The organism is Photobacterium rosenbergii, assembly GCF_003026455.1.
Taxonomy (GTDB): Bacteria; Pseudomonadota; Gammaproteobacteria; order Enterobacterales; family Vibrionaceae; genus Photobacterium; species Photobacterium rosenbergii.
On record NZ_PYMB01000006.1, the window covers coordinates 66,650 to 80,898 of the forward strand.

The following is a 14,249-nucleotide window of genomic DNA, read 5'->3' on the forward strand; positions in this document are numbered from 1 at the left end:
TATTCTACTCTTTGCTGTCCTTTCTATCACCCATTAATCGCTGCAACTATGATTTCGGCACAGATCTTGGCGATTTTTCTACAGTTTTTTCTGTCGGGGTAAAGCTAAGACAGTAGATATCTACCCGTTTTACGCCCTGTTGGCGTAAAAGCAAAGTGGCTTCAGCGACGGTACTGCCGGTGGTGACAACATCATCGACAAGGGCAACATGGCATGGCAGCGACTTCCCTTTAAGTATAAAAGCTCGGTCGAGATTATGCTGGCGCTGTGCCTTGCTGAGCTTGTGCTGAGACGGGGTATAGCGCCGGCGCTTTAGTCGCTGGGTGTCTAACTGACCTCCCGTTTGCCGGGCAACAGCTTGGGCTATAAGGCTACTTTGGTTGAAGCCCCTGTGCAGTTGGCGTAGGGGATGCAAGGGGATGGGTAGGAGTAATGGGGCGGGCTCATCGATTTGCAGTGCCAGCAATTCGCCAAGCGGTTGGGCGAGCCAGAACTTGCGCTGGAACTTGAGTTGGTGGATCAGGTGACGTAAGGGGAATTGGTGTTCTCCGATACGATAGAAGCGCTGCCAGAGCCTGGGAGTTGTCAGGCATTGGCCGCAATAGTCAGTATCAGTGGTCTTTGTATTACCACAATGATGGCAATAAGGCCGGTAGGGGAAACGGGCAAGACAATGGCTGCACCAGACTGGATGGGGGCCATCGACAGGTAGGTGGCATAATGGGCAGCGGTGGTAGCGGCGCAGAAAGTTGGTGAATTGGTCAAATAACGATACCATCCGTGTCATCCCTGGGGGCAAATATAGGAAATATAAATGACAGCTGAGCTTCATTGGCAAACCGAAGGACAAGGTTCCGATCTACTTCTCATTCATGGCTGGGGAATGAATGGTGCCGTGTGGCAGCAGATATTACCTGTCCTAGCCCAGCACTACCGGGTGCATGTGGTGGATCTGCCAGGTTATGGCCACAGTCAGCACCATCCAGCAGCTAATGTCGACGAGATGGCACAAAAGCTACTCGAGCAAGCCCCGGATCAGGCAACCTGGCTCGGCTGGTCGTTAGGCGGGTTGGTTGCGACTACCGCGGCATTGCAACAGCCTCAAAGGGTGAAGCAACTTGTTACTGTCGCGAGCTCACCGCGCTTTGCGGCTGAAAAGACGTGGCGTGGTATCAAGCCGGAGGTATTGGATGATTTTCGCAGCCAGCTTGATTCAGATTTCAGGGCGACCATCGAGCGCTTCATGGCGTTGCAGGCAATGGGAAGCAAATCTGCACGGCAGGATATCCGCCAACTCAAAGAAGCGGTGCTGTCCCGTCCCGAGCCAAATCCGCAAGCGTTGGCTAGTGGCCTAGATATGTTGGCGCAAGTCGATCTACGCTCACAACTAGCCTCCATTTCACAACCTTGGCTGCGGCTCTACGGTCGTCTGGATGGTTTGGTGCCAGCCAAAGTAGCCCGTGAGTTGGATAAGCTCGCCCCTCAGTCCCAGCACCATGTGTTTACGGGGGCGTCCCACGCACCGTTTATCTCCCATCCTGAAGAATTTATCGATACGCTAAAAGCGTTTACGGGTTAATATGAGCATATCTCAGTGATTGAATGACTAGAGATGAATAGGTCTAAACTTTTTCTTGGCTGGGCCGATAGCAAAATTAAGACGTTAAAATCACAGCTGTTTTGAGTCCGCACTGATGCAGTCGGTGCTAGGCAGGAGAGGGATGACCTAGATGACAATTGGCACTATCAATAATTCGGCAACGTATACACCGGCGAGCCTGCAGGCTGCAGCCCAATCAAATGTAGCGGCAGCAGATAAAGCCGTCGCCAAGGTGACCCAACAACCCGGTGACACGTCGGCTAGTCAGACCAAGGTATCCATTTCTGATGAGGCACGCCAGCTTCAGGCTGATGATAGTGCAGCACAGAAAGCCAAACCGGAAGCCGCAGACAAAGACATGGGTGATAAAGCCGAGTCCTTTGCCTACGGGGCGCTGGGCATGGATCATCCGGAAGATGTCAAAGCCAACAGCGATGGCTACTATAATGCTGGCCAGTGGCTGGCAGCTGCAGGAACGGTTGCGACTGTACTGCTGGCCATTGCCTAGATAACACATCCCTTAGGAGAGAGGCTCCTATATGCTAGTCACTCCCGTACAGGTGGGCGCGCCAGCCGTAGCCCCAACAATTAATCCGCCTACCGAGCAAACCGCGCGGGATAATCGTGTACGGGAGAAAATTGTCCCCACTACCGAAATGCAATCGCCTGCCCAGGAGCGCGCCCTGAGCAGTGAAGAGAAGCAGCTCAAGAAACCCTCTTGGGACCCATCTGAACATCCCGATTACCAGCAAGCACTGGAAGAGAAGCATTACGGCTATCAAGAGTCGATGGAAATGCTGGTCAAGGCATTGTCAGCCGAAAACTACATGGCTGACTCTAGCGATCTGGGCTACTCAATGCACATCAAACTACCCCGCGAGTTGCTCGAGGCACTGGAGCAGATCAGCCAGTCAGAGCGGACAAAAGGTGTCGTTGCACACAAGTATGCCCAGGCCACCGTACCCAACCCGCCAACGGAGTATTTGGTGGTGTTGTAAACGGGCTGAAAGCCCTTAGGCCCTGGGAAAAGCGGGTGCTGGGCTCTTGGAAAAACAAGAAATGGACAAATACTTGTCTCTAGAGAGCAATGACTGAAACGGTCTTGCAGAACCTAGAACCTAGAACCTAGAACCTAGAACCTAGAACCTAGAACCTAAAAAAAGAGCCGACACGAATGCCGGCTCTTTTTTGATTATTGGCCCAACGGCGTTTTACTTCTTCTTCGCGTTGGCAAATGCGGCGGCAAAGGCGCCACCCATTGCGCTGTTACCGTTGCCTGACTGGCGGTCTTGGCGCTGGCGGGGCTGTTGGTTGCGCTGGTTACCTTGAGGGCGGTTTTGCTGCGGCTTGCGGGCAGGCTTATTGTCTTGGCCCGGCTCGTCGTTAAGGCGCATTGACATGCCGATACGGTTACGCTGCAGATCCACTTCCATCACCTTGACCTTGACGATATCACCGGCCTTGACCACTTCACGCGGGTCAGACACGAACTTGTCCGATAGAGCTGAGATATGGACCAAGCCATCCTGGTGGACGCCGACATCGACGAAAGCACCGAAGTTGGTGACGTTGGTGATCACCCCTTCGAGCACCATGCCCGGGATCAGGTCTTTGACCTCATTGACCCCTTCGGCGAACGTGGCGGTCTTGAATTCCGGGCGCGGGTCGCGGCCGGGCTTATCAAGCTCGCTGATGATATCGGTGACCGTCGGCAGGCCGAATTTTTCGTCGGTATAGTCGGCAGCTTTGATACTGCGAAGGAAATCGGTGTTGCCGATGATGGCGTCGAGCGCCTTGTCATTGGCAGCGGCGATGTTCTTGACCACGGCATAGGACTCCGGGTGGACTGCCGAACTATCAAGCGGGTTCTTGCCGCCCATGATACGTAGGAAACCGGCACACTGCTCGAAAGCCTTTGGCCCGAGGCGTGCGACTTTCTTCAGGGTGGTGCGGCTGTCGAAGCGGCCGTTCTCATCGCGGTAGTTCACGATGTTCTGGGCAATCGTCCCGTTCAGGCCAGCCACGCGGGTCAGCAGGGCTGGAGAGGCAGTATTCACGTCGACACCGACGGCGTTTACACAGTCCTCAACCACGGCATCCAGACGCTTGGCGAGCATGCTCTGGCTGACATCATGCTGGTACTGGCCGACACCGATAGATTTCGGGTCGATTTTCACCAACTCAGCCAGTGGGTCCTGCAAGCGGCGGCCGATAGAAACGGCACCACGCAACGATACATCCAACTGCGGGAACTCATTAGCTGCTAGTTCGGATGCCGAGTATACCGACGCGCCAGCTTCGCTAACCATCACACTCTGGATCTTGAGGTTGTTGTCCTTGAGCAAACTAGCCACAAAGCTGTCTGTTTCACGTGAAGCAGTGCCGTTACCGATCGCAATCAGGTCAACACTGTGCTTGTTCAGCAATGCCAGCAAGGTGGCTTCGGCTTCTGCCACGCGGGCACGGGCGGTGTGCGGGTAGATTGTCGCAGTATCCAGTAATTTGCCGGTCGCATCGACAACCGCCACTTTACAGCCGGTACGCAGGCCTGGATCCAATGCCAAGGTGACACGCGGGCCGGCAGGGGCAGCCATTAGCAAGTCTTTCAGGTTGTCGGCAAACACCTGCATGGCACCCTCTTCGGCCTTTTCCTTCAGCGCGGCCATTAGCTCGGTTTCCAGATGCATGGCTATCTTGATGCGCCATGCCCAGCTGATCACCTGCTTGCGCCAGGTATCAGCGGCTTGGGTACCCAGTTTCACACCAAGGTGGTCGGCAATCATGACTTCGCAGTAGGAGCCGCGCACGCCTTCTTCTTGGTTAGGATCGGCGTTGAGGCTGATCTGCAAAAAGCCTTCGTTGCGGCCACGGAACAGGGCCAAAGCGCGGTGCGAAGGAATATTCTTGAAGACTTCGTTGTACTCGAAGTAGTCCTTGAATTTGGCGCCTTCCTGCTCTTTACCTTCAACCACACGCGAGGTCAACTCGGCCTGGGAGAGTAAATGGCGGCGGATTTTCTCCAGCAGCGCAGCATCTTCGGCAAAACGCTCCATCAAGATGGCACGGGCACCGTCGAGCACGGCCTTGGTGTCGGCAAAACCCTTGTCGGCATCGACGTAAGCGGCGGCACTGTCTTCCGGCGTTTGGCCAGGATCGCTCCACAGTGAATCGGCCAATGGCTCAATACCGGCTTCAATCGCGATTTGGCCTTTTGTTCGGCGCTTGGGCTTGTAAGGCAGGTAGAGATCTTCAAGGCGGGTTTTGCTGTCGGCATCTTTGATGGCCGCTTCGAGCTCGGCAGTTAACTTGCTCTGCTCGGTAATGGATTTGATGATCACCTGGCGGCGGTCCTCGAGCTCGCGCAGGTAGCCGAGGCGAGATTCCAGGTTGCGGAGCTGGGTATCATCCAGCCCACCAGTGACTTCCTTACGGTAACGGGCCACGAAAGGCACGGTGTTACCGTCATCGAGCAAAGTGATTGCGGCTGTGACTTGTTCCTGGCGAACATTCAGCTCATTGGCAATCATCTGGTTGATCGTATTGCTCATCCGTTCATTTCTCTTGTTGTCTGGTATAGGCCCATTCTACGGGCGATTGGATTGCAGGCAAGGCATCGCGTGTTAGCGAACTGTCAGTAACGGCGGTGCCTTCACATTTTTGCTTCTGTGATTTGGGCTTTCGTTTATTTGTAGCGGATACTATTGACGAACCACTCTTTCTTGCCCGCAGGGGTATTAACCTCGACGTCATCGTCGACTTCTTTTTTCAGCAGTGCCCGGGCCATGGGGGAGTCGATAGAGATGTAGTCGTTGCGGCCATAGATTTCATCCGGGCCGACGATACGGAAGGCTTTGGTTTCGCCGTCGTCATTTTCGATTTCGACCCAGGCGCCGAAGAACACTTTGCCATCTTGCTGCGGGGAGTAATCGACGACCTGCACCTGCTCGAGGCGTTTGCGCAGGTAGCGGACTCGGCGGTCTATCTCGCGCAGGCGTTTTTTGTTGTACTGGTAATCGGCGTTCTCGGAACGATCACCGAGGCTGGCTGCCCAGGTCACTTTTTTGGTGACTTCGGGACGCTCTTCTTTCCACAGGAAATCGAGCTCATTTTTTAGCTTGTCATAGCCCTCGCGGGTAATGAGGTTGGTTTTCATCGCAGGTACCGGTATCTATCGGGTTGCTGGAAGCTGAATCACTCTGGTGTCGCCCATAGTCGTCCGGCATGGGTTACAGATCAAGCCTCAGCCTCCCAGAATGCGTATTGTTTTGGATAGTTCCTTGAATTTAGGTTAGTTTAAAGGGTAGGTAAACAGCGTTTGTGGCTATAAAAGCAAACAGTTGTCCGCAGAAAATGGACGAATCTGACATAAACGGTAACAATTTAGTGGTTATTTTAGCGGCAAATTTCAGCTAACCGCTGGGAACGTCGAGTAAAATACGCCCAAAGCACGATAACCTCAGTCGATGCAAGTAAGGTGAGATATGCAGGAAAATTATAAGATTCTAGTTGTTGATGATGACATGCGCCTGCGTGCGCTGCTGGAGCGTTACCTGTCTGAGCAGGGTTTCCAGGTACGTAGTGTGGCTAACGGTGAGCAAATGGACCGCTTATTGTCCCGTGAAACCTTCCACCTGATGGTATTGGATTTGATGCTGCCGGGCGAAGATGGCTTGTCGATTTGCCGCCGTTTGCGTAATGCCAACAACATGCTGCCAATCCTGATGCTGACCGCCAAGGGTGATGAAGTGGATCGTATTGTCGGCTTGGAAGTCGGTGCTGACGACTACCTGCCGAAGCCATTCAACCCGCGCGAGTTGCTGGCACGAATCCGTGCCGTATTGCGTCGCCAGACTGTTGAAGCGCCGGGTGCACCGAGTGTCGATAGCAAAATCATTGAGTTCGGCGAATTCCGCCTGAACCTGGGTACCCGCGAAATGTTCCGCGGCGAAGAGTCGATGCCACTGACGTCGGGTGAATTTGCGGTATTGAAGGCACTAGTGACCAATGCCCGCGAGCCAATGTCCCGCGACAAGCTGATGAATATGGCCCGTGGCCGTGAATACTCGGCGATGGAGCGTTCGATTGATGTTCAGATCTCCCGTCTGCGCCGTATGATCGAAGAAGACCCAAGCCGCCCACGTTACATCCAGACCGTATGGGGACTGGGCTACGTATTCGTACCGGACGGCAGCGAGGCGTAAGCCATGCGACTGTCGCCACGCAGTACCTTTACCCGGACACTGATCCTTCTGGCTGGCTTGCTGATAGCCAGCCAGATTTTCTCCTATCTGGCCGTCCTCAACTATGCCTTGCTGCCGAGCCTGCAGCAGTTCAACCGGATCCTCGCCTACGAGGTGCGTTTGATGCTCAAGGAAGATGTTGAGCTTGCCGACGGTAATACTTTCCATCTCGATACCCCGCTTAGGCGCCAGTTGCTCGAACAACTCGGGGTGACCCTGCATGCCGAGGACGGGAGCGATCCTGACCATGATGAAGAGCTGCAGGAGTTCGCCAAAGCCACGGTCATTGAATACCTCAGCGAAGAGATGACCCAGGAACTGGAGTCACCGACCGAGGTGCGGTTGGTGCTGGGGGCTGACAGCTATGTGCTATGGCTCAGGAGCGAATCAATACCCGGCTTTTTGATGCGGATACCGCTGTCTGAACTGCAGGAAGATGATTTCTCGCCGCTGTTCCATTACAGCCTGATTATCGCCTTTATGGTGATAGCCGGAGGCTGGTTGTTTATCCGGATCCAGAACCGCCCGCTGGTGGCACTGGAGCAAGCTGCCTTGCAGGTGGCGAAAGGGGAAACACCACCGGTACTGCCGGAGCGGGGGGCGTCGGAAATCCGCGCTGTGACCAAGGCGTTCAACCGGATGTCGGCGGGGATCAAGCAGCTTGAAGATGACCGTGCCCTTTTGATGGCCGGTGTCAGCCATGACCTGCGTACACCGCTGACCCGTATTCGCCTGGCAACCGAGATGATGTCGCCGGAAGACAGTTACTTGGCCGAGAGTATGATCAACGATACCGAAGAGTGTAACGAGATCATCAGCCAGTTTATGGACTACCTCAAGTCGACCAAGAAGCAGGCGGAAGAAGATCTCGAGCTTAACTACCTGCTTGAAGAAGTGGCGGAAGCCGAGGCCGGCTATGATCGCCAAATCGAGTTGGAGCTAACGGATATTCCCGGGGTCATTACCGGTAACGGGGTCTCCATCAAGCGCTCTATCGCCAACTTGGTGGTCAACGCCCAGCGTTACGGTAATGGTTGGGTTAAGATCTCCAGCGGGACCGCTGCTGACCGCAAGAGTGCGTGGTTCTGTGTCGAGGACGATGGCCCGGGTATCGACCCTGATCAGGTGGCGAAGATGTTCCAGCCACTGACCAGGGGGGATTCTGCCCGTGGTACGGACAATGAGGGGACGGGTTTGGGGCTGGCAATCGTCAAACGGATTATCGACCAGCACGAAGGGGTGATTCAGGTCTCCAACCGTCGTGAAGGCGGTCTTCGAGTCCAGATCAGCTTGCCGATGCATGCCAAAAAGTAACAGCTAAACAAGTTTCTTCCATGACAAAAAAAGCGAGGGTGACCTCGCTTTTTTTATTGCCAGCTTTATGCGTTGGGCCTGTTTTTAAGCATTCGACCTGCTTTTATGCATTCGAATAGTTCTCCCGCTGGCCGAGCCAGCGGTCGATGATGGCCTTGGCGTTGTCCGGGTAGTTGTCGTGCAGGTAGCGGGCTAGCTTCTGGACCTGTGGGATCAAGTGCTGGTCGCGGACTAAGTCGGCGACCTTGAACTCGGCAATACCGGTCTGCTTGGTACCCAGCAGCTCGCCGGGGCCGCGGATTTCCAAATCGCGTTGGGCGATGACAAAGCCATCGCTGCTTTCGCGAAGGACACCAAGGCGCTTCTGCGCCGTTTTCGACAGCGGCGCATGGTAGAGCAGTACACAGTGGCTGGCGACACTGCCCCGGCCAACACGGCCACGTAACTGGTGTAGCTGGGCCAGACCGAGACGTTCCGGGTTCTCGATTACCATCAGGCTAGAGTTGGGGACGTCTACGCCGACTTCAATAACCGTGGTGGCAACCAGTAGGTGCAACTCGCCATCCTTGAAGCGCTTCATCACTTCCTGTTTCTCTGCTGGCTTCATCCGGCCATGGACCAGTCCGATATTGAGCTCCGGTAGTTGTGCGGTCAGCTCGTCGGCGGTATCGGAAGCAGCCTGGGCTTCCAAGACTTCCGATTCATCGATCAGGGTACAGACCCAGTAGGCCTGGCGGCCCTCGTTGAGGCAGGCCGAGCGGATGCGCTCGATAATTTCCTGCCGCCGTGAGTCGGGCAGGGCCACGGTTTGGATCGGGGTACGGCCCGGAGGCAACTCGTCGATGACCGATGTCTCCAAGTCGGCATAGGCGGTCATCGCCAGGGTACGCGGAATTGGGGTGGCGGTCATGATAAGCTGGTGCGGGTAGCAGCCGTCATTGGCCCCTTTCTCACGTAGCTCAAGGCGCTGGTGGACCCCGAAGCGGTGCTGCTCGTCGATAATGACCAGAGCAAGGTTGTCGAATACTACCTGCTCCTGGAATAGGGCATGGGTGCCGACGACCATTTTGGCCTCGCCGCTCTCGATACGGGCCAACTCTTTGTCGCGGGCCTTGCCCTTGAGTTTGCCGGCAAGCCAACCTACCTCAATCCCCAGCGGGTTTAGCCAGGCAGCAAAGTTGATGGCGTGCTGCTCGGCCAACAGCTCTGTCGGGGCCATCAAGGCAACCTGGTAACCATGCTCTATGGCTCGCAAGGCAGCCAGAGCAGCGACCAATGTTTTGCCTGAGCCGACATCGCCTTGTACTAAGCGCATCATCGGGTGGGGCACGGCAAGATCGCGTTCGATATCAGCGACCACCCGCTGCTGGGCACCGGTTGGGCTAAATGGCAGGCTTGCCAGTAGTTTGTCTTTGAGTGTATTGCTTTGGGCTAGCGGCCATGCGGCATGGCGCTGGCTTTTGTGGCGTACAGCTAGCATGGATAGGTTTTGTGCCAGTAATTCTTCGAGGATCAGGCGCTGCTGGGCAGGGTGCTTACCTTCCTCGAGCTGGTCGAGGGAGACATCCGGTGTAGGCCGGTGCATGACATGCAATGCTTGTGCAAGCGTCATCTGGCGGTCATACAAGCCTTCTGGTAGCAGTTCGCGCACTGCCGATTTGTCGAGCAGCCGCATGGCCTGATCGGTCAGGTTGCGCAGGGTCAACTGGCGCAAGCCATCGGTAGTCGGGTAGACCGGGGTCAGGGTTTCCTCTGTGCTGAGTTCGGTCGACTCGGAGAAAACCTTGTAGTCGGGGTGGATGATCTCAAGCCCATACTTACCGCGCTTGATCTCGCCATAGGCTTTGACCTGCTTGCCTTCACTGAGGCTGTTCTTCATTGCCGCATTGAAGTTGAAAAAGCGCAGGGTAGCACTGCCGGTCTGGTCACTGATTTTGACGGTGAGCATCCGGCGTTTGCCGAAGGTAATGTTGCTGCTCAGTACCTCACCCTGAACGGTGAGGTGCTGTCCGGCCATGGCGCTGGCAATCGGCCAGATCCGGGTACGGTCTTCGTAGCGGAGCGGAAGGTGGAAAAGGAGGTCCTGTACGGTATGCAGGCCAATTTTTTCCAGCTTTTCTGCCATTTTGGCACCGACACCTGACAGTTCGGTCAGGGCTATAGTATCGAGAAGTTGTCCGCTCATTACTACTCCATTATGGCCACATCCGTTATGGCTATATCCGTTTAAGGTAAGGTCTTTTTCTTTTTCGGCTCGGTCGCCTGCATGATGCTCCACCACTGCTCATCGGCAGCGATTTGGCCATGCTCATCCAGTGGCGGGTAAGGTAGTCCTTTGCGGCGGGCAACTTTGGCTAATACCGGATGGCCGCGCTCAAATAGGATACGGTGAACCACTTCGTCAGGCAGCAGGGTTTTTTCCCTGTTATACATACCTGCGTTCTGGCGTTGGCGCTGTGCCTCATAAAGGATCAAGGCACTGGCAACCGAGACATTCAATGACTGTACCATACCTACCATAGGGATGATGATATCCTGATCGGCCATCGACAGCGCTTCAGCAGTGATCCCATTTTTTTCGCCACCGAGAATAACGGCGGTTGGTTTGGTGTAATCCACCTCACGGAAATCAATCGCGGTATCGGACAGGTTAGTGGCCAGTACCTGCATGCCCTGTGCCTTGAGGGTGCTGACCGCATTGACCATTGAGTCGTGGGTTTCCAGTTCAACCCAGTTGCGGGCGCCAGCCGAGGTATTCCCCAGCATACGCATGCCGCTGCTTGGCCATACGGCATGGACTTTGTGGATCCCTACGGCATCGGCAGTGCGGACAATTGCCGAGACATTGTTGGGCTTGTGGACTTCTTCCATGCACACCGTCAAATCTGGTTGGCGGGTGGCAAGGACCTCATGGATACGTTGGAAGCGTTCTGGGCTCATGTTCTGTTACCTAAAGAAAACGCCCGCGAGCGGGCGTTTTTTATTCTGTTACGGACCAGCCTGCGGCTGGTGCGGTTTAGTTTTTCTGGCGTGAGACACGCACCACGTTAGGCATTACCCGGATCCGGCGCATGATATTGGCCAGGTGGATACGTCCTTTGGTGGTCAGGCGCACCGTAATGGTATACAGGCGACCGTCTTTTTCTTCCGTTGCCAGCCCCTGGATATTCGATCCGGTGGCTGCAATGGTGTTGGTCAGGTCGGCTAGCGCACCTTGGTGGTTCTGCATATCGACTTTGAGTGAGGTGACGAACTCTTGTTCGAAGTCCTCGCTCCACTCAACCGCCATGTATTTGTCCGGCTCCCGCTGGTAGCCGCGGATGTTGGCACATTCTTCGCGGTGGATAACCAGGCCTTTACCCGGGCTGACATGGGCCATGATTGGGTCACCGTGGATAGGGTGACAGCAGTTGGCGAAGGTCAGCAGAATACCGTCGGCACCGCGGATAGGCAGGCGCTGGTCGGATTCTTTCGGTGTTAGCTCATCGGAACTGCCCAGCAGGCGGCGGGCAATGACTACGCTCATCAACTCGCCAAGGCCAATCTCGGCCAGCAGATCTTCGAGGCTGGTCAGGCGCAGGTCAGTCAATACCTGGTGCAGGTTGTCTTCATCGATCTGGTCGATGTTGATCGCTCCCAACGCATGGTTGAGCAGGCGTCGGCCAAGGGTAATCGATTCTTCGCGGCGCATGGTCTTGAGCACCTGCCGGATCTTGGTGCGGGCGCGGGAAGTGACCACGTAGTTGAGCCATGCTGCGTTCGGGCGGGCACCCGGCGCACTGATGATCTCAATGGTCTGGCCGTTTTTCAGCGGCTTGCTCAGCGGGTAAGGCTGGCGCTCGACACGGGCACCGACACAGGCATTACCGACATCGGTGTGTACTGCGTAGGCAAAATCGACCGCCGTCGCCCCGACAGGGAGCTCGACAATCCGGCCTTTCGGCGTGAAGACGTAAAGCTCATCCGGGAACAGATCGGATTTAACGTTCTCGATAAACTCGAACGAGCTACCGGCGCTCTGCTGCAGTTCCAGCAGGCTCTGCATCCAGCGCTGGGCTTTGACCTGCGCGGTAGTGCCGGAGCTTTCACCATCTTTGTAGGCCCAGTGGGCCGCAACCCCTTTGTCGGCCATCTGATCCATATCTTCGGTACGGATCTGGACTTCGACAGGGACGCCGTGCGGGCCAACCAGCGAGGTATGCAGCGACTGGTAGCCATTGGCTTTCGGGATGGCGATATAGTCTTTCATCCGGCTCGGACGCGGCTTGTACAGGTTGTGGACCTGTCCCAGAACGCGGTAGCAGGTATCCAGATCCTTGACCAGTACGCGGAAGGCGTAAATGTCCATGATCGAGTGGAATCGCTGCTCCTTGTTCTTCATCTTGTTGTAGATGGAGTACAGGTTCTTCTCGCGGCCTTGAACCGTGCCTTCAATCCCCGCGTCCTTGAGGCGGCCCTCAATCTCAGCGTGGATCTTGTTAATCATTTCTTTGCGGTTACCCCTCGCAGCAGCCACCACTTCCTTCAAAACACGGTAACGGTTCGGGTACAGGGCTTCGAAACCCAGCTCTTCCAGTTCGGTCTTGATGTTGTGGATACCCAGGCGGTGCGCCAATGGAGAGAAAATCTCTAGCGTTTCGCGGGCAATACGGCGGCGTTTGTCCGGACGCAGGGCACCTAAGGTGCGCATGTTGTGCGTGCGGTCGGCCAGCTTGATGAGGATAACGCGGATGTCATGGGCCATGGCCATGATCATCTTGCGGAAGTTCTCGGCTTGCGCTTCTTTGCGGTCGCGGAACTTCAGTTTGTCCAGCTTGGAGACACCATCTACCAGCTCGGCCACGGTGGAGCCAAAGCGACTGTCGAGATCGTCTTTGGTGACATCGGTATCTTCGATGACATCGTGGAGGAGGGCAGCCATCAAGGTTTCGTAATCAAGGCGCATTTCGGCCAGGATACGGGCAACGGCTATAGGGTGGATGATATAAGGTTCGCCACTGGAGCGAGTCTGCCCTTCGTGGGCATCGCGCGCAACGAGATAGGCCTGCCTGAGTGCCTCGATTTGAGACTCAGGCAGGTATTCGATCGCGACTTCTTTCAGGCTATCAAAAAGATACAATTCGCCCGGTTCCCTGAATTAACGGTTGTCGCCGGCAATAGCGCTAACAGCTGCTAGCTCTGCTGCTTCTTGCTCTTGAAGTTCCTGACGCTCGCGAGCATCTAGGATATCTTTCGTGATCAAACCTTCTTCGATTTCGCGAAGGGCGATAACGGTGTACTTGTCGTTTTCTTCCGGAACCAGTGGATCCTTACCGCCGGTTTGCATCTGACGAGCGCGGCGAGCAGCAATTTGGATTAGATCGAAACGGTTGCCAATTTTATCAACAGCGTCTTGAACGGTTACGCGTGCCATGGAGGACTCCAGTGGTTATATAAATAAAGATGGAAAATTGTACAAAAATACTTACTGTTCTGCCAGTAGGGCATTGAGCATGCTGTTATATTTAGCAGCTTGCTTGTCTTGCTTCAATCGTTCTGCACGGATAATGGCTTTGAAATCCATTAGCGCGACATCGAAATCATCATTGACGATCACATAATCGTATTCGTTGTAATGGGAGATTTCCGAACGGGCTTCCTCCATGCGGCGGGCGATAACAGCATCGCTGTCCTGGCCACGGGCATTGAGGCGGCGCTCCAGCTCTTCTTTCGAAGGCGGCAGGATGAACAGGCTTTTTGCTTGTGGCATCTGCTTGCGGATCTGGCGGGCACCCTGCCAATCGATATCGAGGAATACATCGATACCTTTGTTCAGCTGCTGCTCGATCCACGGGCGAGATGTGCCGTAGTAGTTGCCGAAAACTTCAGCGTGCTCAAGGAATGCACCTTGCTCTACTAGTTCTTGGAACTCTTCTACGCTAACGAAATTGTAATGAACACCGTGCTCTTCGCCCGGACGCATGCCACGGGTGGTGTGAGAGACGGATACTTTCATGTCATAGACCGGGTTGGTTTCCAACAGGGCGTTAATCAGACTGGATTTGCCTGCGCCGCTCGGGGCCGACACAATGTATAGAGTACCTTTGCTCATTGCC

13 protein-coding genes are annotated in these 14,249 nt (G+C 55.1%); 5 read left to right on the top strand and 8 right to left on the bottom strand.

Annotated elements, in window-relative coordinates:
* Window positions 1–46: 46 nt before the first annotated feature.
* Window positions 47–778: a ComF family protein gene (locus C9J01_RS14855; protein ID WP_107298945.1), complete on the bottom strand. Its 732-nt coding sequence runs from the start codon at window positions 776–778 to the stop codon at window positions 47–49.
* Window positions 779–814: 36 nt separating this feature from the next.
* On the opposite strand from C9J01_RS14855, the gene bioH reads away from it, so the two are divergent.
* From bioH to C9J01_RS14870, 3 genes are all read left to right on the top strand, one after another.
* Window positions 815–1,579, top strand: a complete 765-nt coding sequence (gene bioH, locus C9J01_RS14860) for a pimeloyl-ACP methyl ester esterase BioH (RefSeq protein ID WP_107298946.1) — start codon at window positions 815–817, stop codon at window positions 1,577–1,579.
* Window positions 1,580–1,730: 151 nt separating this feature from the next.
* On the top strand, window positions 1,731–2,108 hold the full coding sequence (locus C9J01_RS14865; RefSeq protein ID WP_107298947.1) for a hypothetical protein: 378 nt from the start codon (window positions 1,731–1,733) through the stop codon (window positions 2,106–2,108).
* Between the two features lie 31 nt (window positions 2,109–2,139).
* The gene (locus C9J01_RS14870) at window positions 2,140–2,598 is read left to right on the top strand and encodes an ATP-dependent Lon protease (RefSeq protein WP_107298948.1); all 459 of its coding nucleotides are present in this window, start codon (window positions 2,140–2,142) and stop codon (window positions 2,596–2,598) included.
* A gap of 213 nt (window positions 2,599–2,811) precedes the next feature.
* Here C9J01_RS14870 and C9J01_RS14875 read toward each other — a convergent pair whose 3' ends face one another.
* Both C9J01_RS14875 and greB read right to left on the bottom strand, forming a co-directional pair.
* Window positions 2,812–5,148 (bottom strand): Tex family protein, encoded by a 2,337-nt coding sequence (locus C9J01_RS14875; protein WP_107298949.1) that lies wholly within the window; start codon window positions 5,146–5,148, stop codon window positions 2,812–2,814.
* Window positions 5,149–5,282: 134 nt separating this feature from the next.
* Window positions 5,283–5,753 carry a transcription elongation factor GreB gene (gene greB / locus C9J01_RS14880; RefSeq protein WP_107298950.1) on the bottom strand — a complete coding sequence of 157 codons (471 nt, stop codon included), beginning with the start codon at window positions 5,751–5,753 and terminating at the stop codon, window positions 5,283–5,285.
* 328 nt (window positions 5,754–6,081) lie between these two features.
* Here greB and ompR point away from each other — a divergent pair, with 328 nt between their 5' ends.
* Both ompR and envZ read left to right on the top strand, forming a co-directional pair.
* Window positions 6,082–6,801, top strand: coding sequence for an osmolarity response regulator transcription factor OmpR (gene ompR, locus C9J01_RS14885; RefSeq protein WP_039457175.1), 720 nt, complete (start codon window positions 6,082–6,084; stop codon window positions 6,799–6,801).
* 3 nt (window positions 6,802–6,804) lie between these two features.
* On the top strand, window positions 6,805–8,154 hold the full coding sequence (envZ, locus tag C9J01_RS14890; protein ID WP_107298951.1) for a two-component system sensor histidine kinase EnvZ: 1,350 nt from the start codon (window positions 6,805–6,807) through the stop codon (window positions 8,152–8,154).
* Between the two features lie 103 nt (window positions 8,155–8,257).
* On the opposite strand, the gene recG is transcribed toward envZ, so the two are convergent.
* The 5 genes from recG to gmk all read right to left on the bottom strand — a co-directional run bounded on the left by recG (window position 8,258) and on the right by gmk (window position 14,245).
* Window positions 8,258–10,339 carry an ATP-dependent DNA helicase RecG gene (gene recG / locus C9J01_RS14895; protein WP_107298952.1) on the bottom strand — a complete coding sequence of 694 codons (2,082 nt, stop codon included), beginning with the start codon at window positions 10,337–10,339 and terminating at the stop codon, window positions 8,258–8,260.
* A gap of 41 nt (window positions 10,340–10,380) precedes the next feature.
* Window positions 10,381–11,094 carry a tRNA (guanosine(18)-2'-O)-methyltransferase TrmH gene (gene trmH / locus C9J01_RS14900; protein ID WP_107298953.1) on the bottom strand — a complete coding sequence of 238 codons (714 nt, stop codon included), beginning with the start codon at window positions 11,092–11,094 and terminating at the stop codon, window positions 10,381–10,383.
* A 76-nt stretch (window positions 11,095–11,170) separates the two neighbouring features.
* Window positions 11,171–13,273, bottom strand: a complete 2,103-nt coding sequence (gene spoT, locus C9J01_RS14905; protein WP_107298954.1) for a bifunctional GTP diphosphokinase/guanosine-3',5'-bis pyrophosphate 3'-pyrophosphohydrolase — start codon at window positions 13,271–13,273, stop codon at window positions 11,171–11,173.
* 18 nt (window positions 13,274–13,291) lie between these two features.
* Window positions 13,292–13,567 carry a DNA-directed RNA polymerase subunit omega gene (gene rpoZ, locus C9J01_RS14910; RefSeq protein ID WP_039457192.1) on the bottom strand — a complete coding sequence of 92 codons (276 nt, stop codon included), beginning with the start codon at window positions 13,565–13,567 and terminating at the stop codon, window positions 13,292–13,294.
* 51 nt (window positions 13,568–13,618) lie between these two features.
* On the bottom strand, window positions 13,619–14,245 hold the full coding sequence (gene gmk, locus C9J01_RS14915) for a guanylate kinase (RefSeq protein ID WP_107298955.1): 627 nt from the start codon (window positions 14,243–14,245) through the stop codon (window positions 13,619–13,621).
* Window positions 14,246–14,249 lie beyond the last annotated feature (4 nt).